This window comes from Pseudoalteromonas sp. MMG010 (assembly GCF_018100905.1).
GTDB lineage: Bacteria > Pseudomonadota > Gammaproteobacteria > Enterobacterales > Alteromonadaceae > Pseudoalteromonas.
This window is the reverse complement of the sequence record NZ_JAGJEG010000015.1, coordinates 14,411-35,010: the sequence shown is the minus strand read 5'-3', so window position 1 is coordinate 35,010 and position 20,600 is coordinate 14,411. Positions and strand designations below refer to the sequence as shown.

General features: G+C 37.6%; 24 protein-coding genes. 8 read left to right on the top strand and 16 right to left on the bottom strand.

What is annotated here, in order from left to right:
- Window positions 1–3 precede the first annotated feature (3 nt).
- From J8L70_RS13815 to lexA, 6 genes are all read right to left on the bottom strand, one after another.
- A complete protein-coding gene (locus J8L70_RS13815) occupies window positions 4–498 on the bottom strand; it encodes a chemotaxis protein CheW (RefSeq protein ID WP_211056185.1) in 495 nt (164 codons plus the stop codon).
- On the bottom strand, window positions 495–2,468 hold the full coding sequence (locus tag J8L70_RS13810; RefSeq protein ID WP_211056184.1) for a chemotaxis protein CheA: 1,974 nt from the start codon (window positions 2,466–2,468) through the stop codon (window positions 495–497). The genes J8L70_RS13815 and J8L70_RS13810 overlap by 4 nt, the downstream gene beginning before the upstream one ends.
- Before the next feature lie 16 nt (window positions 2,469–2,484).
- The gene (locus J8L70_RS13805; protein ID WP_211056183.1) at window positions 2,485–2,847 is read right to left on the bottom strand and encodes a response regulator; all 363 of its coding nucleotides are present in this window, start codon (window positions 2,845–2,847) and stop codon (window positions 2,485–2,487) included.
- A 10-nt stretch (window positions 2,848–2,857) separates the two neighbouring features.
- Window positions 2,858–3,124: an STAS domain-containing protein gene (locus tag J8L70_RS13800; RefSeq protein ID WP_211056182.1), complete on the bottom strand. Its 267-nt coding sequence runs from the start codon at window positions 3,122–3,124 to the stop codon at window positions 2,858–2,860.
- Window positions 3,125–3,350: 226 nt separating this feature from the next.
- Window positions 3,351–3,971: an SCO family protein gene (locus J8L70_RS13795; protein ID WP_211056237.1), complete on the bottom strand. Its 621-nt coding sequence runs from the start codon at window positions 3,969–3,971 to the stop codon at window positions 3,351–3,353.
- A gap of 177 nt (window positions 3,972–4,148) precedes the next feature.
- A complete protein-coding gene (gene lexA, locus J8L70_RS13790) occupies window positions 4,149–4,766 on the bottom strand; it encodes a transcriptional repressor LexA (RefSeq protein WP_211056181.1) in 618 nt (205 codons plus the stop codon).
- 364 nt (window positions 4,767–5,130) lie between these two features.
- Between lexA and J8L70_RS13785 the strand changes: the two genes are divergently transcribed.
- The gene (locus J8L70_RS13785) at window positions 5,131–5,571 is read left to right on the top strand and encodes a hotdog fold thioesterase (protein WP_211056180.1); all 441 of its coding nucleotides are present in this window, start codon (window positions 5,131–5,133) and stop codon (window positions 5,569–5,571) included.
- Window positions 5,572–5,576: 5 nt separating this feature from the next.
- Here the strand turns inward: J8L70_RS13785 and J8L70_RS13780 are convergent, their stop codons facing one another.
- A complete protein-coding gene (locus J8L70_RS13780; RefSeq protein ID WP_211056179.1) occupies window positions 5,577–5,957 on the bottom strand; it encodes a hypothetical protein in 381 nt (126 codons plus the stop codon).
- A gap of 174 nt (window positions 5,958–6,131) precedes the next feature.
- On the opposite strand from J8L70_RS13780, the gene J8L70_RS13775 reads away from it, so the two are divergent.
- From J8L70_RS13775 to J8L70_RS13760, 4 genes are all read left to right on the top strand, one after another.
- Complete coding sequence (locus J8L70_RS13775; protein WP_211056178.1) at window positions 6,132–6,845, top strand: hypothetical protein; 714 nt, start codon at window positions 6,132–6,134, stop codon at window positions 6,843–6,845.
- Window positions 6,846–6,950: 105 nt separating this feature from the next.
- Window positions 6,951–7,607, top strand: a complete 657-nt coding sequence (locus tag J8L70_RS13770; RefSeq protein WP_247664839.1) for an endonuclease — start codon at window positions 6,951–6,953, stop codon at window positions 7,605–7,607.
- A gap of 88 nt (window positions 7,608–7,695) precedes the next feature.
- Window positions 7,696–9,297 carry a S41 family peptidase gene (locus J8L70_RS13765; RefSeq protein WP_211056177.1) on the top strand — a complete coding sequence of 534 codons (1,602 nt, stop codon included), beginning with the start codon at window positions 7,696–7,698 and terminating at the stop codon, window positions 9,295–9,297.
- Between the two features lie 3 nt (window positions 9,298–9,300).
- Window positions 9,301–9,678 (top strand): hypothetical protein, encoded by a 378-nt coding sequence (locus J8L70_RS13760; protein ID WP_211056176.1) that lies wholly within the window; start codon window positions 9,301–9,303, stop codon window positions 9,676–9,678.
- 6 nt (window positions 9,679–9,684) lie between these two features.
- On the opposite strand, the gene J8L70_RS13755 is transcribed toward J8L70_RS13760, so the two are convergent.
- Window positions 9,685–10,125, bottom strand: coding sequence for a TerB family tellurite resistance protein (locus tag J8L70_RS13755; protein WP_211056175.1), 441 nt, complete (start codon window positions 10,123–10,125; stop codon window positions 9,685–9,687).
- A 128-nt stretch (window positions 10,126–10,253) separates the two neighbouring features.
- Here J8L70_RS13755 and J8L70_RS13750 point away from each other — a divergent pair, with 128 nt between their 5' ends.
- Window positions 10,254–10,580: a hypothetical protein gene (locus J8L70_RS13750; RefSeq protein WP_247664838.1), complete on the top strand. Its 327-nt coding sequence runs from the start codon at window positions 10,254–10,256 to the stop codon at window positions 10,578–10,580.
- Window positions 10,581–10,586: 6 nt separating this feature from the next.
- On the opposite strand, the gene J8L70_RS13745 is transcribed toward J8L70_RS13750, so the two are convergent.
- The gene (locus J8L70_RS13745; protein WP_211056173.1) at window positions 10,587–11,180 is read right to left on the bottom strand and encodes a hypothetical protein; all 594 of its coding nucleotides are present in this window, start codon (window positions 11,178–11,180) and stop codon (window positions 10,587–10,589) included.
- Between the two features lie 431 nt (window positions 11,181–11,611).
- Here J8L70_RS13745 and J8L70_RS13740 point away from each other — a divergent pair, with 431 nt between their 5' ends.
- The gene (locus tag J8L70_RS13740) at window positions 11,612–13,117 is read left to right on the top strand and encodes a DUF3360 family protein (RefSeq protein WP_211056172.1); all 1,506 of its coding nucleotides are present in this window, start codon (window positions 11,612–11,614) and stop codon (window positions 13,115–13,117) included.
- A gap of 93 nt (window positions 13,118–13,210) precedes the next feature.
- On the opposite strand, the gene J8L70_RS13735 is transcribed toward J8L70_RS13740, so the two are convergent.
- The 5 genes from J8L70_RS13735 to J8L70_RS13715 all read right to left on the bottom strand — a co-directional run bounded on the left by J8L70_RS13735 (window position 13,211) and on the right by J8L70_RS13715 (window position 17,938).
- The gene (locus J8L70_RS13735) at window positions 13,211–13,834 is read right to left on the bottom strand and encodes a hypothetical protein (RefSeq protein ID WP_211056171.1); all 624 of its coding nucleotides are present in this window, start codon (window positions 13,832–13,834) and stop codon (window positions 13,211–13,213) included.
- Between the two features lie 45 nt (window positions 13,835–13,879).
- Window positions 13,880–14,992: a hypothetical protein gene (locus tag J8L70_RS13730; protein WP_211056170.1), complete on the bottom strand. Its 1,113-nt coding sequence runs from the start codon at window positions 14,990–14,992 to the stop codon at window positions 13,880–13,882.
- A 199-nt stretch (window positions 14,993–15,191) separates the two neighbouring features.
- A complete protein-coding gene (locus tag J8L70_RS13725; RefSeq protein WP_211056169.1) occupies window positions 15,192–16,724 on the bottom strand; it encodes a serine/threonine-protein kinase in 1,533 nt (510 codons plus the stop codon).
- A gap of 303 nt (window positions 16,725–17,027) precedes the next feature.
- A complete protein-coding gene (locus J8L70_RS13720) occupies window positions 17,028–17,354 on the bottom strand; it encodes a hypothetical protein (protein ID WP_211056168.1) in 327 nt (108 codons plus the stop codon).
- Window positions 17,351–17,938 carry an ECF-type sigma factor gene (locus J8L70_RS13715; RefSeq protein WP_211056167.1) on the bottom strand — a complete coding sequence of 196 codons (588 nt, stop codon included), beginning with the start codon at window positions 17,936–17,938 and terminating at the stop codon, window positions 17,351–17,353. Before J8L70_RS13715 ends, J8L70_RS13720 begins: the two co-directional genes overlap by 4 nt.
- 194 nt (window positions 17,939–18,132) lie before the next feature.
- Here J8L70_RS13715 and J8L70_RS13710 point away from each other — a divergent pair, with 194 nt between their 5' ends.
- Window positions 18,133–18,528 carry a hypothetical protein gene (locus tag J8L70_RS13710; RefSeq protein ID WP_211056166.1) on the top strand — a complete coding sequence of 132 codons (396 nt, stop codon included), beginning with the start codon at window positions 18,133–18,135 and terminating at the stop codon, window positions 18,526–18,528.
- Window positions 18,529–18,575: 47 nt separating this feature from the next.
- Here J8L70_RS13710 and leuD read toward each other — a convergent pair whose 3' ends face one another.
- Together leuD and leuC are read right to left on the bottom strand one after the other, a co-directional pair.
- On the bottom strand, window positions 18,576–19,175 hold the full coding sequence (gene leuD / locus J8L70_RS13705) for a 3-isopropylmalate dehydratase small subunit (protein WP_211056165.1): 600 nt from the start codon (window positions 19,173–19,175) through the stop codon (window positions 18,576–18,578).
- A complete protein-coding gene (leuC, locus tag J8L70_RS13700) occupies window positions 19,175–20,575 on the bottom strand; it encodes a 3-isopropylmalate dehydratase large subunit (protein WP_211056164.1) in 1,401 nt (466 codons plus the stop codon). Before leuC ends, leuD begins: the two co-directional genes overlap by 1 nt.
- Window positions 20,576–20,600 lie beyond the last annotated feature (25 nt).

Sequence of the window (20,600 nt, the reverse complement as noted above, 5' to 3'; positions counted from 1 at the left end):
AAATTACGTATACAATATTTGTTTCCAATTGAGCTGTGCTATCTTTGATTCTCCATCAACAACAAAGCCTTGATTAAATTGACTGCTTTCGCTGCAATCTGTTTCTTGTTCAGACACTATTTTATTTTCGGGTATCGCTAATACATCACCTGTTTTATCTACAGCAGCGCCAATTAATTTAAACTGCCCATCAACCTCTAGCGAAATAATAATGAATGTCGTCAATGCTCCATAGGTTTTTGCTGATAATGAAAATCGAATCCGCAAATCTATTATTGGTATAATTGCCCCACGTAAATTGATAACCCCAACGACATAATCGGGGCTAAATGGTAACTTCGTTAACGGTTGTACAGTACATATCTCATGTACTTTTAAAATATCTATAGCAAACACTTTCTCTTCGAGATAAAAAGTTAAAAACTCAAATTCGGGTAAGGAAATGTCTACTTGCGTAGTATTTTCAACTGGTTTTCGTATCGCTTTTTTATCGCTCATATGGGCGCTGCTATCAGTTGTGTTATTTCGTGTGCGTGCTGTTTTTTTAACTTTATCAAACCGGCAATATCCACAATTAATGATACATGTCCATTACTTAAAATCGTTGCTCCTGCAATACCATCAATCGCTTTGTAATTTTCTTCAACACTTTTTACAACCACTTGTTGCTGATCTAAAAAGCTATCAACAATAAGCCCTAGACGTTCATTATCGGCCTCAACAACAACAAGTAATAACCTATCATTTGCCAGCGTATAATCAGTTAACTCAAATAATTCCCCTAAATATGAAATAGCAATCAATTCATTTCTAAACTCAATTGTTTTACGACCATGGCTGTCGTGTGTAATATCACTTTGTTTGATCTGTATTGACTCAATAATCGAAGTTAATGCGATTACAAACGTTTGTTCAGCACAGTACACCAACTGCCCTTCCAAAATGGCGAGTGTTAAAGGTAATCTAATCGTAAATTTAACCCCTTCATTAACCGCTGATGTTACCTGCAATGTACCTTGCAGCGATTCAATATTACGCTTAACCACATCCATCCCGACTCCTCGCCCAGAGACCTCAGTAATATGATTTGCCGTACTAAACCCGGGTAAAAATAACAGTGCTAATATGTCTTCTTCTGTGAGTTGTTGATTCGGGGCTATTAATTGCTTTTTTACCGCGCTCGCTACAATCTTTTCATTGTCAAAGCCCTGCCCATCATCACTAACTTCTATCACCATAGTGTCACCTTGGTGAAAAGCGTGTAATGAAATAGTCCCGCAAAGCGGTTTATTATTTGCTTTTCGTTGTGCAATACTCTCAATACCATGATCGAGTGAGTTTCTTACTAAATGCACAATGGGGTCCGATATACGCTCAATTAAGGACTTATCTAACTCGGTGTGTTCGCCAGAGACCTTAAGTGCAATCTGTTTATCATGCTCCATGCAATAGTCTCGCACCAAACGCGTAAAGCGGCTAAATACCAAACTAATTGGCAGCATCCTGATACGTAATATATTTTCTTGCAATTGCTGAGTATGTTTAGCAAGTACTGCAAGACTTTGCTGAATTTTAGCAATCGAGCTTGGTGTTAACTCTTGATTTAAAAACTGGTTTAAAATATTTTGTGAAATCACCAGCTCACCCGTCATATTAATTAACGAGTTTACTTTTTTAACATCGATTCGCATAGAGGTGGCATCATTACTACGGCGCTCTGGTTGCTGCTGCTCGGCTAGTGCATTAATGGGGTTAATCACGGTATTACTAGGCTGTAACGCAATATGAACATCCGCATCATCAGCAACCCAATCAAACACTGCAATAATCGCCTGTTTTGATTTTTCGGTTGTTAGCGTAAGCTGCCAATAAAGGTAGCATTCATCACTTTCAAAGGCATCGAATTCAGGTAAAGCTTCACAAAACGCTTTCGTTTCTAATTGCCCCAGCTCACCTAAATCGTCAATTATATATAATGGGTCATTTCCGGTCTTAAATAGGTTTGGATGTGGTTTAAAATCAATGATATAAGTTTGCATTTGCCCAGTAGATTGCTCACTAGCTATAACAGAGACTGACACGGTATTATTATACGCTTTAAATTCGTTTACTAAGCGATGTAACTGCGTTAGTTCCGGTGTCTGCTTACGCTTATAAGCATCCAATAACTCTCTAATATAATCGATTGATTTTAAAAATAAGGTGATATGATCTGGGGTAATGGTTATCACATTTTGCCGAATTTTATCTAACAAGCTTTCTAATTCATGCGTAATATCAGCCACTGCTTGAAATGAAAAAGTACTACTCCCCCCTTTTATAGAATGGGCAGCTCTAAATATTGTATTAATTGCATCGTCATTTAATGTCTCTGGATTTAATTGCAGTAACTCAGCCTCCATCGCATCAAGGCCTTCAAAACTCTCATCAAAAAACACCTCATGAAACTGACTTAAATCTATACTCACGCTTAATTCCTGTGTTTTAGCGTATTACTTTTTTTAATACAGCCAATAATTGCTCAGGGTTAAAAGGCTTAATAATCCAACCCGTCGCTCCGGCTTCTTTTCCTTGCGTTTTTTTATCTAATCCCGATTCGGTTGTTAGCATTAACAATGGAGTAAATTTATAGGCAGGCAAAGCACGTAGTGCTTTAATTAGCGCTATGCCATCCATTTCAGGCATATTAATATCAGAAATAACCGCATCAAATACCGTGTCTTTTGCCAATAGCAATGCTTCGCTGCCATCTTTAGCTTCAACAACCTCAAAGCCCGCCTGAGATAAAGTAAAGCCTACCATCTGGCGCATCGAGGCAGAGTCATCTACAGCTAAAATTCTTTTCATTATTACCTTCTTATATTGTTTTTAACAAATAATCACTTAAGCCCAATGTTTGAACTGTTTTTTCCATTTCTTTACTTTCACCTAACCACTTAATTTTTTTACCCTTTTGTAATAAGTGGTGCTGCAGTACACACAGTACCTGTAGCGCAACGGTATCGACTTGAACAACACCACTAATATCAATAGATAGATCATCACCGGTGATAAACTCATCCATAATTTTTTGTTGTAGCGTAGCGGCATAATTAGCATTAAGTTCATTAGGAAGCTGTAACATAGGGCACTAACTAAATATTATTTTCAATTCATAACAAAAGCTTAGCCTTAGTTACAAAAAATGCCATAAAAGGACGAAAATATTTTCTAACACAGGGACAGGAGATGAAAACTCGACGTTATTCATCCTAAGGGGTCATAATTTAAAGTCGTAAAATAAGAGTCAGGGAGACATTTCCCCCTGCATTGGCTGATTTAAAAAGCCATGAATCAGTAATAAATGAGCGTTAATTAATACGGTAGTAATCCGCTATTTTTTTAAAATCACGGACTAATTCTTTACTGTTAATGATTGGAACGCCACCTTGTTTAAACTCGGGTTTAAAAATAGCCCTCACGCTTCCTAGCTCATCAACCAACGCCACCGAACCACTGTGATCGACTAAATATTCGTCTTCATCGGTATCGCGAATGGCATATATCAACCCAAGCTCTCTTACAAACGGGAATAAATCTTTATGCTCACCTGATACAGCTAAAAATTTTGGGTTGAAGTAATCTATGTATAATTTACGCTTTTTTACAGTATCTCGTTTTGGATCAACAGATACAAACCAGATTTGTAAGGGATAATCGGCTGCTAAATTTTTATATACATTATTTAATTTAGCGAGTGTTAAAGGGCAAATATCGGGGCAACTGGTATAACCTAAAAAAACTAAATTCCACTGACCTAAAAAAGCAGCTTTAGTGACTAAGCTATCGTTTTGATCCGTTAGAGTAAAATCCGACAACGGCTTTGCTTTTTCATATACCAATGCGTCTACATCCAGCGGATTATTTTCATTAGAACACGCACTTAACAGTATGCATAAAGCAGCAATAAACCCGGTATATAAATATTTCATCACATTAACCACTTTTTAAAAGATAGAATCAACAATACTATCAAATATACAATCTAAAAACGCTTACCGTCGTATTATTAGTAGACATTATAATGAAAACAAGGCGATAAAATGTGCTACTACAAACGATAAACGCGCTATATAAGCGCGTTTATAAAAGCCTGGCTTTAACCACAATTACATCCAGTCAGCGTTCCTGATCACACCCACTGCTAGTCCTTCAATATTAAAAGACTCGTGCTCTAAATCTACTTCAATTGGAGAAAACTCTTCGTTTTCAGCATGTAATAATACTTTTCTACCTGCTTTTTCTAATCGTTTTACCGTAACATCTTCATCAACACGTGCGACCACGACTTGGCCATTTTCTGCTACTTGAGTGCGATGAACAGCCAATAAATCGCCATCCATAATGCCAATATCTTTCATACTCATGCCATTAACGCGTAGTAAAAAATCAGCGGCAGGTTTAAACATTAACGGATCAATTTGGCAATGGCTCTCAACATGCTGTTGCGCTAAAATCGGCTCACCGGCAGCAACACGACCAATTAATGGTAAACCAAGTTGCTCTGGCTCATCTTCTTCTACTAATTGAATACCACGGCTGGCACCAGGTTTCATTTTAATAACACCTTTTTTGGCCAGTGCTTTTAAATGTTCTTCAGCTGCATTTGCACTTTTAAAGCCCAGTGTTTTAGCTATTTCCGCACGTGTTGGAGGCATCCCCGTGTCTTTTATAAATACTTTAATTAGTTCAAGAATTTGTGCTTGTCGTTTTGTTAGTGGGCGCATACAACTGGTTTTCCATACAGTACAATTAACTGTGAGTATATACAGTTATATTAAAATCGCAAATTTAATTTAACTTCATAAATGCTCTTAAAAAAACCAATTTATATCGGGTTATTGTTAACTATAAAAGGACTTAAATTACTGAAATAGTATTGGAAATTGCATTTTAAAAGTAAAAATGTCAATGTGAATACCTGGGCGAGTTAACCTTGAATGATTGATTTTTAAGCTTATTATAAATTTAGGTAAAGGATAATCGCTAGGTCTAATAGCGTTGCTCTATTTTTACCTATGCCTTAGATTAAAAAACCTCAATCTCCAAAAATATTCCTAAAAACACACAGGTAACATATAAGGAAAAACGATGGCTATTTGGCACCACCCCATTACGCTAGACTTGTGCAAACAACTTGATCAAGGTTTGCATGGTAAAGGCACATTAATGAAAACGATGGCGATAGAGATCACTGAGATTGGCGATGATTATCTTACTGCGACTATGCCTGTAATACCTGAGCATCATAACCCGATTGGTATGCTCCATGGTGGAGCAAATGTCGTACTTGCCGAAACGGTGGCCAGTTATGCTGCAAACTTTGTTGTGGATACCGATAAATACTATTGTGTTGGCCAAGAAATCAGCGCCAGTCACTTAAAAGCATCTCGTAATGGGCTCTTAACAGCCACTGCAAAAGCCTTTCATATTGGTAAACGCAGTTCAGTATGGGAAATAAAAATTACAAATAGTCGAGGAGAACTTTGCTGCGTATCGAAGATGACCGCAGCAGTGGTCGAGCGAAAATAAAATAACTATTTTTCAATAGGATAAATTGTAATTTCCAAACCAGCGCCAATAGCAGAGATACGTAATAAAGTATCGGCGTGCAGCGCTTGGTTAAAACACTTTGGTGATTCTCCCGACTCAAAACCAATATCAAATGTACGTCTTGAACAACTCAGCCATTGCTTTAAAGCATTGCGAGAACATGATTCTATTAACTCACATAAATAGTTAATCGCTTTATCTGGAGTATTTACTTCTCCGCTGGCTTCAATGCGCGCAAGTTGCCTATATTCATCTTTATCATAATGCAAAACCATCGCGCTTTTCTTTAGGTCGGCTACTAATAAACTAATATCTTGTTTTGACTCAAGCTCAAGATCGACATTTAAAAATTGAATTTCTGACATTGTTGCTTATTTACTCTGTGATAATTTCAGACAAAGGTTACCGCAGTTTTGGCGTTATACCAAACTATGCGTTGATGTTTTTTTTACAAAACTGCGACACTTTGCCACAGGGGCAAAGTAATTTGCTCATTTATAATTACCGTCAAAATACCAAATAATATTTTCTAAGTAAAAATGCAAAAAAAAATATTTAAAAATGCACGTAAAATTCATAAATGGTTAGGTTATATTTTAGCAATACAAATACTCGTATGGTTATTAGGTGGATTAGTGATGAGTGCAATCCCCTTAGAAAAAGTACACGGCAAACACTTAGCTAAGCGCAGTATAAATAACCCCTTTAGCCACGCCGATTATGTGGCGTCGCTTGATGATATTGTTACTCAGGTCGTCAACCCAACTCAAATTTTATACAGTCATTTTTTAAATACGCCGACGATTACAGTGATAAGCAAAACAGGTACACATATATTTAATGCACTCACAGCCCAGCCATTTAAAGCGCCATCTAAAAGCCAAGTAATTGCCAATGCTAAAGCGCATTTATTAATTAATGCCTCGTTATCTCAAGCAACCCTACTACAACAAGCTCCCCGTGAAGCCGGTTATAAAAAGAATATTTGGCAACTGCAATACAACGATATATTAAATACTACTTTATATTTAGCAAAAGATAGCGGCAAAGTTATGGCTATTCGTAGTGATTTATGGCGTATTTTTGACTTTTTTTGGATGTTGCACATTATGGATTACGACGACAGAGAAAACTTTAATAACCCGTTACTCATTAGTTTTGCAGCAAGCAGCGTGTTATTTTGCTTAACGGGCATGCTACTGCTGTTACAAACACTTAGGCGTCGGCAATTTGTATTTTTTAAACGCAAATAAGGTTGGCTTAATATAAAATAGTCTGTGTTGCTTTAGCATCAGTATCGCTATTTCTTTTTAAGCTTAACGTCTATAAAATGCACGTTCCTGTAGTTCACTTATGTGATGGATATGATTCGATATATTTTGGCTTTTACAGCCATAATGATGTGCTTTGGCGTTTATGCTGAGCAATTCACCCGTTTTTCAACGGCAAAAAAGCATTTAATTAAAACCCTGCCAAGTAACGCTAAGAGCCTTTATTGTGGCTGCGATATAAAACGCCAAGGAAAAAAATTAATACCCGATCCAACAAGTTGTGGTTATATTCCTCGCAACACTTACACTCGTTCGGGAAAAGTAAATGTACGTGCTTTACGTATTGAATGGGAACATATAGTACCAGCATGGGAATTTGGCCACCAGCTACAGTGCTGGCAAGATGGCGGTCGCAAAAACTGCGTTAAAAATAGTGCCAAGTTTAGAAAAATGGAAGCCGATATAAACAATTTAGCCCCTGCCATCGGCGAGGTTAACGCAGATCGCTCTAACTTTCGTTTTGGTATGCTCACCGGTGAGGCTAATCAATACGGCCGCTGCCCTGTAAAAGTAAATTTTAAACAGCGCGTTGTAGAACCTCCTTTTTATGCACGCGAGCGTATTGTTAAAGCATATAGTTATATGCAAAAAACGTATGGTCTAAAAATATCGAAAAAACAACAACAGCTTTTTAATGCTTGGCAACAACAAGCGTTAGCCAAAAATAAAAATGAGACGCTGTAGCTCTATTTTCGACTTAATATAAAGTGAATTGTTTTTAATCAAATTTATGGTAAGTTTTAATAACGTATTTTAACGAAACACCATTATTATGACTAAAAACAAATCGTTTTATAGTGCCCTGCTTTTGACATACTCAACCTTATCTTTAGTTGGCTGTGGCGGTAGTAGTGGTGATAATAACAATACACAAAATAGCCAAACGACAACAGCGCCTACATGGACAGCAGGCAGCTTTGAGCCTTCAGATAACTTTAAAAACTATTGCGACACACCTCGCACAGGTAACGACCCTTACAATGATAACAACCCTTACCCAGATATAGCAGCCACTTCGATGCACGAAAAAATGTGGTTGCGATCGTGGAGTGATGAAACCTACCTTTGGTATGACGAAATTGCCGATAATAACCCACAAAACTTTACATCAGTCGCCGAGTATTTCGCACAATTAAAAACAGAACAAACGATAGACTCCGGTGATAACAAAGATAACTTTCATTTTTCACAACCAACCGAAGATTTTTATAAAGAAGCGCAGTCAGGAGTCACATCGGGTTATGGCATAAACTGGGTGTTTATTGGTGAACAATCAGATCGCGTATTGCGTGTTGCATACTTAGAAGATAACTCACCTGCTAGCCTGATGGGCTTTAAGCGTGGCGATACCGTATTAGAGGTTGATGGCGTGAGCATTACCGACACAACCGAAGCAGGAGTAAATACGTTAAATGAGGGGTTATTTAGCCCTACAAATGGCGACTCTCATACCATTGTTGTTCGTAGTAACGATAACAGCGAAAAATCGTTTACGATTACCGCTGCCAATATAGAACAATCACCCGTTCAAAATGTTAAAACATTCACCTCCTCTTTAAATAAAGAAGTGGGATACATGCAGTTTAATAGCCATATCAGCATTGCTCAAGATGGACTAATCGACGCAGTAAATACATTTAAAGCTAAAAATATCGATGAATTAATCATCGACTTTAGATACAACGGTGGCGGATTACTGGCGATGTCAGCGCAGTTAGCTTATATGGTCGCAGGCCCTGCTAATATTCAAAACAGATACTTTTATCAAACTATTCAAAACAATAAGCAAGCCGTAGAATCACCACTTGGTTTTATAGACCAAGAAGTTGATTACTCTACTTTTCAATTAAAAAGTGATGAATTACCCAATTTAAACTTATCTAAAATATATGTATTGAGTACATCGGGTACTTGTTCTGCTTCAGAAGCATTTATCAATGGCTTACAAGGTATTGATACCGAAGTAATCTTAATTGGCGATACGACCTGTGGGAAACCGTATGGATTTACCCCAACCCATAACTGTGCAACAACGTATTACACGATTCAGTTTAGTGGCGCTAACTATAAAGGCTTTGGTGATTATGCTGCGGGCTTTAGCCCTACTTTCACCCCTCAGGCAAACGCAGATATAAAAGGCTGTACAATTGCAGATGATTTTAACAATCAGCTAGGGGATAGTAACGAAGAAGTACTCGCTGCTGCTTTGTATTATATCGATAATGAAAGCTGTCCTATCGCTATTGAGCAAAGTGTAAATAAAGCACCCACGGCCCAATTTTCAACACAAAACACGACAGTCCCTTTACTTAAACCAAATAAATCAATTCACCTAAACAATATGGATTTATCTTGGCCCAGTGAGAATAAATAACGAATGATTAAAGTATTGACTACAAGCTTCATTTTTTTCGCTTTACTTGCTGGTTGTCGTTCAACAAGTGATGAGAGACATAATGCATTATTAGCGCAAAGCTCGCCTCAAACAATTGCTTTACTGCAACATGCTATTGTTAAAGCTAAAGGGGGGCACCCGGTTGCACTTGCTAATAATGTATTTACTAAGCGTAGTGAATTATTTATCGATCATGTTAGCGCCAAAGGCCCCGATGGCCTGCCTATATTAGGTGCCCATAACCTGCCTTCAGAGAAATTTATATTACAAAAATCAAATCAACAATGTAGTTTATATTACCCTAAAAAGCAGCTTTCGATAGTCCTAGAAGAGGTGCAATGTATTGTGGTAAATCACTAATTTAACTTAATTTATAACTGCTAGTTTAGCGGCGATAAAGTCAGTGTGTGCCACATACAATAACCCAGCTACTTTGCGTATTATATATTCCTCTTCGGGATCAAGCTCGCCATCGGCATACGCTAAACGCCATAATAACTCTATAATTTCAATTCGTTGTGAAGCAGTGCAGTGTTCATTTATTTGACTCGAAAATTGAAAATAATCGGTTGCACTATCTAAACTGTTTTGTGCATTAGTAGTGAGCTCAGTCACTTCTAAATCGGTTAAATTAAAGTACTTTTTTAAGGTGTTCGTTAATGTGTGCTGCTCTTCATTATGCAGTTTGTCATCAGCACGCATAACTTCAATTAGCAAAGCTGCAACGGCTGTTTTTAAATCATGTTGCTTTAAGCCTGGCTGTGGTTGGTCAAATACATTAAACAGTTGTTTTATTTGTTTAAACATCACAATTCCCATTTTCGGTGTTAAACTCTAGGTACAAACATAACAGTTTATATGAGTACGTAATCGGTATTAAGTTCGTAAATAAAAGGATATATATGAAACACTTAAAAATACTAAACTTACTATCTATGGTAGCCGTTTTCACTTATACAGGAATAGGCACAGCCTGCGCAGATACAGGCGAAACCACAAAGTCATATGATTTTGATAATAAAGTACATTATAAACAAACTAAAATAGGCACTAATAATTATAAAATAGAAATCCAATCTGACGATTACAAACACTTTGCCAATCAAAGTATGTTTTTGTTGCGTCATGCAGATCGCTTATGCCGCGGAAAAACCTTTATGCTAAAGGTGCTTGAAGGTGTACAGGAATACAAACGCTTTCCCACCAAACCACGTGCTTATCAACCACCTTTAAATGTACTTTTACAATGCGAAGAAAACTAAGCACGCTTAGTTAACATAGCCCCAAGGAGCTGCGGGTGCTTTAACCGGTTTTGTTAAATCAAAATCAACCTTAAACTCTCTTCCTTGACGAATTAAACGGTAAGTAAATACTTTAGGGTAAATATACATTTGCCATGTGTTTCCGGCTGATTGCGCGATCCCTTGCGACACAAATAACTCTTTTGAGTATTGATCAGCAGGAAATGACTGCATTTGTGCAAAGCCTGCATCTAACGTGTGACCGCCATACATAGTTGAAATATCATCGCTGCCATCTTCATGACGATGGTCATGCTTTAAGCTCAGTCCGCTGCCTGTTTTAGTGATGATCCATGTCCGTGAGGCATCATCACCCACATGAAACGGCACTTGCAGCTCGTTATCTGTGCATTTTCGTACATGCATAACCAGTTTTTTATCGGTAAATGAACTCGGTCCTTGTGCATTATCTACCGTGACTTTGCCCTCAAATGCTTTACCACAATACGCCGCAATATTATTAAAAAACGCATCATGTGTGGCAATAGATACCAAAGGTGCAGGCCTTGCAATAACCCAAGGTGTGGCCATTAATAAAGTGGCTGCAGTTAATAATTTCATAATGTTCTCGTTATCATATTTTTTAATACCATAGCGTGTTAAACCTCTAAGGGGAAGGTTTACCCAATAACCACATAGTATTATCACCTCAACCATTTCCTTTGCCATCTCGTTATCATGATTGTATCGATTCGCTATCATATTTGTTTTGCGTAAGAAGCTTTCGCTTATCTTAAGACTAAAAGCTAACATTGATTAAGGTCCCGCCAAGAAAAACAATAACTAATTGATTATTAAAAATAAAAAATATATTTTTAGCACTACATTAAATTATATGCAGCGTATCCAACTTTTTTTGTATTAAAATCAACCATACGCGACCTTTTGCCTATACAGTTTTTTATAAAAGCTAAGTTACTCTGTTTACTCACTATTAAATTGCCTCAACAAACGCAGTATCGCAAATTAAGAAACGAGTAACAGGAGGGCTTATGCAAACAACCCCGCAGGGTAATGAACCACAAGATTCAGTTTATAATGCTGATTCAACTAGCTATCAAAAGCAACACAAACCAAGCTCACAATTTAATACGCGCGATGAGTATCTAGAGCACGAATTGCAAATAATGCAACCTAAACGCTGGCGTCCTAATTTACCGTTTAGAGATTACCGATTTGAATTTGAAGACACCATTCCAGCAATGGCAGGCACTATTGGTAAAGTGGTTATGGTTGGCGCAATTGCAGCGACCTTTGCAGCACCGTTAGGTTTAAGCGAGTCATTTGTCCTGGAAAACGTACGTTACGAATTACTCATTGTTTCTATTTTTATTATTTTATTTTCAGGTTTTATTTTACCTACTGCAAATTTAGCCGGCACTCATGGCCCACTCATTCCTTTAATTCCTATTGTTGTTGCTGCTGGGGGACACCCTATGGCATTTGGTTTACTCATTGGTGCCTTTGGGCTCATATTAGCCATTACAAAAGGAGGGAGTTTATTAGCACGCTTAACCAGTAAAGGCGTGTGTGGTGGTTTACTTATATATTTAGGGTTTATTGGCACAATTTCGCAAGTTAAAAAGCTATTCGCTTGGGCCGAAGGTATTGATATGGCGCATATTGCCTTTATTGTTATTTTAGCCACGATTGTACTATATGCCTTGCTCGAGCACTTTAAAAAGCGCTGGCTGGCAGTGCCTCTTAGCTGCGTTATTGGTGGCGGTGTTGCATTTGCCTTAGGCGCTCCGTTTGAGTTTCATACGGCACCAGGGCTACCTAACATGAACCCGATGTACTGGTGGGGTGAAAATACAGGCTGGATGCTTGGCTTACCCACACTTGAAAGCTTTGTGGTGGTATTACCATTTGCAGTACTTGCCGTGGCGATGTGGTCACCTGACTTTTTAGGGCATCAAGTGTTTCAAAAAATTAGCTACCCTCAGCGCACCGAAAAAGTACAAATGGATATAGATGACACCATGCTTAGTGCATCCATTAGGCAAACGTTTGGTTCTCTGGCAGGTGGAGCTAACTTTACTTCATCGTGGGGGACATACATTGTGCCAGCAGCTATTGCGAAACGCCCCATTCCAGCCGGCGCTATTTTAACGGCCTTATTTTGTGTTATTGCAGGATTATGGGGTTACCCTATGGATTTAGCAATTTGGCAACCGGTACTGTGTGTAGCCCTTATTGTGGGGGTATTTATTCCCTTGTTAGAAGCTGGTATGGAAATGACCCGAGAGGGGAAAACCACGCAATCTGCAGCGATTGTTGTGTTTGCATCGAGCTTAGTTAACCCTGCTTTTGGTTGGTCGCTCACTATGTTATTAGATAACTTAGGATTAATTGGCTGCAAAGAACGCAGCGCCAACTTAAGTAAAATGAGCCGCTGGGTGATACCGCTTATTATGTTTATTACACTCACTAGCGTCATGGCTATTGTGGGTATGTTACCTGGGATACCCGCTTTAATGGCTGATTTTAGACATTAAACTGAGCATTATTCTAAAGTTGTAATTAGCACTAAATGGATACGTACAAGCGCGGAGTCATAGAAAACGCTTCTAAACGCCGCGCTTGTTATTTTATATTTTCGTCAATGTTACATCTTTAATGCTAATACACTCTTTATCATATTGAAACTTACCTATAATTCCTTTTTTTCCATTCGCTAATAAAATCATTTGTTTATTTTGTATTTCAACGGGGTATGCCTGCAAATAAGTAAAAACTTCCTCATGCTCTTTATTGCCTTTTTTAGCGATAACTTTAAGTTGCTTGCTGTCAAAGGTTACTTTCATACTTTTGTTGTCATCATTAAAAGTATATTCACCATAATATTGCTCTGCATAGTCGGTTAAGTCATCGGTATCGATATTTTCTCGCACCATCATCGTGCCATCAATTAATACAATATCTTCACTCAAAAAGCTAAAGGCAATGTTGTGGGTTTTCTCTTTCTCTGTAAATGTCACGCGCATACCACCTGGAGAAAAGCGATCTGCGGGTTCTATAATATCGTTAATCACAATGTCTGATTCTAATTTTACCTTATCTCTTTTTTCTAACTTTATTGTAGAATCCGTTAACGTTAATTTTTTATCCCCCTTTTTTAAATCAACATAGCTCCCCTGATAAAAACTTTCACTCCCACATGCCGTCAAAACTAAAACCGATAAACTCATTACTGCTATTTTTACTAATTTCATTTTTATTCCTTACTTTAAATACAATAGGTTACGCTTAATGCTAGGTTATTCTTGAATGTACCAACCACGGCTCCCTTGAATAAAAATAAACGATTCATTAAACGACTCATTAAATGCATCTCCACCTGATTTAGAGCCAAACATTTTACCCAAACCACCTAAATCATATTTCACCATCGCATCAATATTACATTCAAAAGTCGGCTGAGATTTTTCTTCTAACTCAACACAGTCATTGAGTTTTACATTTGTAATTTCACCGCTAACAAACCCAAGATTAATAACACCTTGTTTTGCAAAGGCTTGCTGCACTTCTTTTTCGTTAGGTGCCGAATTCCCTGAAAACAATAGGCTAATCAATGTAAATAACGCGACAATAACAGCAATCGCAATGGCAAGCTTCTGTATAACGGCTCCCCCTTTTGCATTCGTTAACGCTTTGGTTTTAGAGCTTAAATCGGCGTCTTTTAACGAGGCTTGCCCTTTACTAACCGCCGATTGAATACCGCTATTAATAGTTTGTGTATATTGTTGTACATCAATATTACTCTCAGCGGGGGTGTTAACGACTTTTTTAAGCGCAGGCCATAGCTTGTCATTTGTTTTGTAAATAGGCAAAAAAGATAACATAGTGACAATAATGAAACTGACTACCCAAAGTACCAAGCCATAACGAACCGTATCTGCGATCATTTCAATCGCGCGCTTATCAAGCCCCATTCGCCCACCAGATAACTGTGAAAAATAGTCGTAAACCTCATAAAGTTGATACACCACAAATAAAACCAATGCGATAGAGGCTAACTTACTAACTATGCGCTTTACACCAAGTGCATAAAGCACCATAACGGCAACAACTAGCAAAGGGAAAATACCAACATTAAGCTGTTCATACAGAGAAATCGTATTCGAAAAAACTTCAATTGCAGGTAAGTATCCCGCAACTAAAAACAATCCCAACATTGCAACAGTGAACTTATTACACAGTATTAAAGTTGAAAAAACCTGCCCCCATGGTTTAGCTAAAAAATCCAATACAGCCATTAAACTATTATCAATAACTGTTTTAGGTGAATTTTCTCGCTGGTCGTTATTTGTGTTGTTTGTTAGCGAAGTTGCGACTTCATTACCTTGTGGCTCTTTTGTTTCATCACTCATGATTGTTTCCTTCTTTGAATTTACAACCAATGTACTTGAGTAAGGTTTTAAAAATAGCTACGAAGTTAAAAATAAAATCCGTAATTATTTTGGTAAAAAATATAAATAAAGTTACAAAGTACTAAACGAGGGTGAATCTTGGTGGATTTTTATTGCCGTAGACGAGTACGCACTCAATGTCATCGTATTGAGTGATATGTTATTTGTTTACTATTTTATTGAGTGTATTGGCTTTATTTAATTGATTGTTTTTCTTATAACAATCAATCAATAGTAATGACAAAACAGGGGTATTCTTCGCTCTATCTTGTTGCCTATAAAGCGGGTTATCAAGTACCGACTCTAAAATACTAATCGCTTGATTATACTGTTCATGTTGATATAAAGCATAAGCTATATCATAAAACAGCTGCAGCTTATCACGCTCAGATAACGCTTTCCCGATACGCTTATCACTGTCTTTTTGCCCCCCTTGCATAGCACTAAATACACTCCCTGGTGGTTGCTGATAAAGTGTATTATTAAGCACACATAAACTGATCGTCGAGACAACGATTAAACAGCTACTTACTGCTATGACAGGGTTTCGAGCTAGCCATTTTTTTACTCGATGCCTAACACTGCTGCAAACTTCGGTAGGAAAATAATTAAGGGCCTTATAAATATCTGATTTAAATGCTTTAACTGATTTATATCGTTTATTTATATCAACAGACATGGCTTTATTAATAATATATTTAATATCACTTTGCACATACCATTGTTGATATAAATTCATATTAAGTGTCTTAGCATCTAAATCTAACAATTGAGCATTACCAGCAGATATATCAGTCATCAACTCATTGACGGCTTTATCTTTTACATTAAACGGAACTTCGTTAGTTAATAATACATACAATAGTACCGCTAACGAATATTGATCTGTGGCAAGTGTTAAATCATTCCCCGCAAGCTGCTCAGGTGATGCATATACCAAACTAAGTGCTCGTAAATAACGTTTCACACCGTCGTTGCTTGTCTCAATTTCGTTATGTTGCAGTACTTTTGAAATATCAAAGTCGAGTATTTTGGCCACACCTTCATCACTAACTAAAATATTAGCTGGCTTAATATCACTATGGGCAATATTAATTAAATGCGTTTTAGAAATTGCATCGCATACCGTTAAAAACAATTCAATTCGTTGCATAAAATTAAGATTTTTATTTGCGCAGAATTGATCTATCGGCACGCCTTTAACATATTCCATAACAACATAATGCAGGCCACTTTCAGTCACCCCTGTATCGTAAACATACGTAATATTAGGGTGATTTAACTGTGCTAAAATTTGAGCTTGGTTTTGCGCTAAATTAGCCCCAACGACCTGCATAATTGAAGGACTGAAAAACTTAATTGCAACCTGTTGATTGATTAATTTATCGTGACGTTCAGCTAAAAACACCTTCCCCATTCCACCCTCACCAATTACTTTTTTTAAGGTGTATACGCCAACCTTAGAACCAAGCAAGTGTTGCAACTGCTCATCACCGGTGACGGTGTGTGCCTGTTTAGCAATTAAGTCATGCCATTGTGTGTGTGGGTTGGCACTAAAATGATGATTAAGTAATGCGGTTAGTTCGGCTATTAACTCGGGGTTGTTGAGATGTTGAGTAATATACTCTTGATGTTGGCTTTTAGGCATATCAATTAAAATACAAAAATGTTCAAATAAAGCTAATTCACTCATTTAAATACCTGTACTTTAAAAATAAAATCCATTTTATGCCTTTAATCAATACCTTACTTTTAGTTAAATGCTAAGTTAACATACTCACTTAGTAATAGCTCTCAGTCTAAAGGCTTTTATCAGAGCACGTAGGCGGTTATGGTTGCCCCTATACTGAGCATATACTTGGCGTAAAAAACCCAACACCTTAAAAAAGCGTTGCTTTGCGCAAGCTAGGATACGATTTAATAATGCTTAATTCGTGATTATTACGCGCAATATTTAGGCTTTACCTTGGCTTTTCATTTTTCAAAAATAGATAATTTAGCGTGCAACTAGCTGCTGGTAATTTAATGATGCCAACGCCACTTTGTCACCCGACGAAATATCAATCGCTTGCGCTTTCAATAAAACACCCTTTATTTTGAGCATTATAATGCCTATTTTTTCTTTACTGAGCTTTCTAAAATGCATTTCGATTGCAATTTTAGGTGTGATTTTAAGAGTTTTTTTTGCTTTGAAAAAACCAAAACACGTAAATACAGTAAGCTCATGGCGCTGACTAATTAATAATATATTTTTTGTTATAGAGTTCCAATAACACGCCAGCGGTAGCCCTTGATAACTTGTTGTCATAATAAGCTTTTTCATTCACTTAACCTTAGTTTTAGCCATGATTTTGCAAACGCGATGTCTTTTTCTGCACTAGAGATACTAATTGCGAGGAGTGCTGAAATTTCCTTCACTAATAACCCACCAAAGTATTTTAATTGCATGCTTTGTGCTTGACGCGGAAACTGCGTCTCCATCAGCTGCAAGGCATTGCCTAAATCAATCATTTGCTGACTTTGTTCAAACACGGCCATATTTATATCATCATCAATTCTCTCATCAAGCACAGTGAGTTCAACTTGGCGTTTTTGCGCTGCATTTTTACGCGCTTGATCCACTAAAATATTGTGGATAGTGCGTGCAATCATTAAAAAGAATTCTTTGCGATTACTAAACTGCTCATTATTTGCATGCTCAAGTTTAATATAGACCTCATGCACAATCGCGGTAGTTGAATTTATATGCTCTTCGATTGTTTGCTCGCCAAATTTCTGCGCTACTTTACGTCGTTGTGAAGAGGCTAGCGTGCGTAATTGATCATAAATAATCAAATACATATTTTCTTGTGACGCCGCTTCTCCTTGCTGCCAATCTATAATGGCTTGAGTCATATCATGCTGCATAATTTCTTCCTTAAACCGAATCGTTACTTATACTATGCCAATCGTTGTTATAATCTACGCTACTGGTCCATGTTTTACAGCTACGTTTTTTATATTAAAATCCGTAAAAAGCGAATAAGTGCATTTAAATGATGCTGTTAGCTATCTTTTGATGTAGCCCCCTTCCTTAAAATACGAATGAGTACGTTATAAATATGAGCGAATATGAAATGTTCGAACGCGAGGTACTCGCTAAATCAAAAAGATTGCGTTTTTCTAGTGATGCACCATTTATAGGCCTATCTACACCCGATAGACAGCTTAATAAAGACTACTTTAAACTTCTTTTTAATAGCATTATGCATAAGATTATCAGCTATAAACACACAGATTTTTTAAGTTACCAAGAGTATGAAATTGCATTCGCGCAACATATTGTAAAAAAAAGAGAAGGGACACAGTTGCTGTTTTTTTACGACCATAAATTAGTACTTAAAGTAGATACCCACTATGAAAAGCAATTTAAAGGATCGTTAATTTATCCATGCGATAATGAAATAATCAAAGAAGACACCTTATTTATGACCGAGTACAAACGTAAAGATGTATAAAAAAGCGCGGCGTTTGCCGCGCTAAATAGGGAAAATATCGTGTACTTTTACTGCCAAGAACGTGCGCTAGCTAATTGCTGCTCAAACGCATCAATTTGGTGATTAAGTGTTTCGGTAACACCAATAAAATCTAAGCCACTTAATAAACGCTCTTTCACATCTTTACGAATGTCGAAGCTAATTGGTTCAAATTTATTGCTGTTTAATGTTTGGTTTTCTAAATCAATATCAATGTGAATATCATCATGCTGCTCGCTTAGCACAAATAATTGCTCTAGCGTTTGAGCTGGTAAAGCAATTGCCAGCATTTGATTATTACCACAGTTATTAAAGAAAATATCAGCAAAACTTTCAGCTAAAATGACTTCAAAACCATACTGCTTAAGTGCCCAAGGAGCATGCTCACGTGAAGAACCACAACCAAAATTATCACGTGTTAATAGTATTTTTGCGCCTTGGTAACACGGACGGTTTAAAATAAACTCAGGGTTTGCATCACCATTGTCTAAATAACGCCAATCGTAAAACAATGCCGCATCAAAGCCATCGCGGCTGGTTGATGTTAAAAACTGTTTTGGAATTATTTGGTCTGTATCGACATTATTTTTATCAAGTGGGGCCATTAAGCCACTAAAAAACACGCTCATTAGGCTTCTCCTCTAATATCAACAAAGTGACCATGTATTGCCGCAGCAGCAGCCATTGCAGGGCTAACTAAATGCGTACGACCGCCACGGCCTTGGCGCCCTTCAAAGTTACGATTAGAAGTTGAAGCACAACGTTTGCCTGCTTCTAAACGGTCATCATTCATTGCTAAGCACATAGAGCAACCCGGTTCACGCCATTCAAAACCTGCGGCTTTAAAGATATCGGCTAAGCCTTCGTCTTCAGCTTGTTTTTTAACTAAGCCTGAGCCCGGTACAATTAACGCTTCAATACCCGCTACAACCTGTTTGCCTTCAACAATTTTGGCCGCTGCACGTAAATCTTCAATTCGGCTATTAGTACATGAGCCAATAAATACAGTATCGACTTTTGCACTTGAAAGCTTATCACCGGCTTTTAAATCCATGTATTTAAGTGCGCTACGAATTGCGTCCGCTTTAATTAAATCAGGCTCTTTATCAGGATCAGGAATACACTCATCAACACCAATTACTTGTTCAGGGCTAGTGCCCCACGTAATTTGTGGCTGAATATCTACAGCTTCTAATTCAACAACTAAATCAAACTGCGCGCCTTCATCTGTTTTTAACGTCTCCCAGTATTCAACTGCTGCGTCAAAATCAGCACCTTTAGGTGCAAATGGGCGGCCTTTTAAGTAATCGTAAGTCACTTTATCTGAAGCAATTAAACCGGCCTTAGCGCCCATTTCTATACTCATGTTACACAATGTCATACGTGCTTCCATGGACAGCGCTTCAATACCTTCACCACAAAACTCTGCTACGTAACCAGTACCGCCTGCGGTACCTAATTTACCAATTACTGCCATGATTAAATCTTTAGCAGTAACGGTTGGGCGTAATACCCCATTAATTTGAATCTTTAGTGATTTAGCTTTTTTCTGTTGCAATGTTTGTGTTGCTAATACGTGTTCAACTTCAGAGGTTCCAATACCATGTGCTAGCGCACCAAATGCTCCATGCGTTGAAGTATGACTATCGCCACATACTATAGTGGTACCGGGTAAGGTAATGCCCTGCTCTGGGCCCATTACATGCACAATGCCTTGGTTAATTGAATTTAAATCGTACAATACAATGCCAAATTCTTTACAGTTTGCATCTAAAGCCATTAATTGATTTTTAGATACTTCACTCGCGGCATCTAATGAACGACTTTTTGTCGATACGTTATGATCCATCGTAGCAAAGGTTTTTTCTGGGCAGCGTACTTTACGACTTTTCTCACGTAAACCCGCAAATGCTTGCGGCGAAGTTACTTCGTGAACTAAATGACGGTCAATATAAAGTAAGTCTGTTTGCTCGTTTATGCTGGCAACGGTGTGTGCCTGCCAAATTTTGTCGTATAACGTTTGGGCCACTTGCTAATTCCCTAATCTGTTAAGT